General features: G+C 65.6%; 1 protein-coding gene. It reads right to left on the bottom strand.

What is annotated here, in order from left to right:
* Positions 1-1,145, bottom strand: a 1,145-nt coding sequence (gene metK, locus ACTMS0_RS29065) for a methionine adenosyltransferase (RefSeq protein ID WP_441158462.1), incomplete at both ends; no start/stop codon positions are given.

Here is a 1,145-nt window from a genome sequence, read left to right as displayed (position 1 = left end):
AGGTCGGCGGCGCGGTCGGTGCTCTCCCACGTGAAGTCGGGCAACTCCCGACCGAAGTGCCCGTACGCCGCGGTCTGCGCGTAGATCGGCCGCAACAGATCCAGATCCCGGATGATCGCCGCCGGCCGCAGATCGAACACCTCCGTGACCGCCTTCTCGATCCGCTCCACCGGCACCGTCTCCGTACCGAACGTCTCGATGAACAAACTCACCGGATGCGCCTTACCGATCGCATACGCCACCTGCGCCTCACACCGCTCCGCCAACCCCGCAGCGACCACGTTCTTCGCCACCCACCGCATCGCATACGCAGCCGACCGGTCCACCTTCGACGGATCCTTACCCGAAAACGCCCCACCACCATGCCGCGCATACCCACCATAGGTATCCACGATGATCTTCCGACCGGTCAGACCCGCATCCCCCATCGGACCACCGATCTCAAACCGACCCGTCGGATTCACCAACAACCGGTAACCCTCGGTGTCCAGGCCGAGGCTCTCCACCTCCGGCGTGATCACGTGGTCGCGGACGTCCGGGGTGAGCAGCGACTCCAACGAAATGTCCGCCGCGTGCTGCGACGACACCACCACCGTGTTCAACCGCACCGGCCGCAGACCCTCGTACTCGATCGTCACCTGCGTCTTACCGTCGGGGCGCAGATACGGCACCGTGCCGTCCTTACGCACCTGCGCCAACCGCCGCGACAACCGGTGCGCCAACGCGATCGGCAACGGCATCAACTCCGGCGTCTCCGAACACGCAAAACCGAACATCATGCCCTGGTCACCGGCGCCCTGCGCGTCCAAGGCACTCTCCGAGGCGCCGGTCCGCAACTCGAAGGCGTTGTCCACACCCTGCGCGATGTCCGCCGACTGGGCGCCGATCGACACGCTCACGCCACACGAAGCGCCGTCGAAACCCTTCTTGGACGAGTCGTAGCCGATCTCGAGGATCGTGCGACGCACGATCGTCGGGATGTCGGCATACGCCTTCGTGGTCACCTCACCCGCGATATGCACCTGACCCGTCGTGATCAGCGTCTCCACGGCAACCCGGCTACGCGGGTCCTCCGTGAGGAGCGCATCCAGGATGCCGTCGCTGATCTGGTCGGCGATCTTGTCGGGGTGGCCTTCCGTGACCGA

Origin of the sequence: Micromonospora sp. H33, from assembly GCF_052068455.1 — a bacterium.
Classification (GTDB): domain Bacteria; phylum Actinomycetota; class Actinomycetes; order Mycobacteriales; family Micromonosporaceae; genus Micromonospora.
The sequence above is the reverse complement of the archived record's forward strand: the minus strand, read 5'-3'. Positions and strand labels throughout refer to the sequence as shown.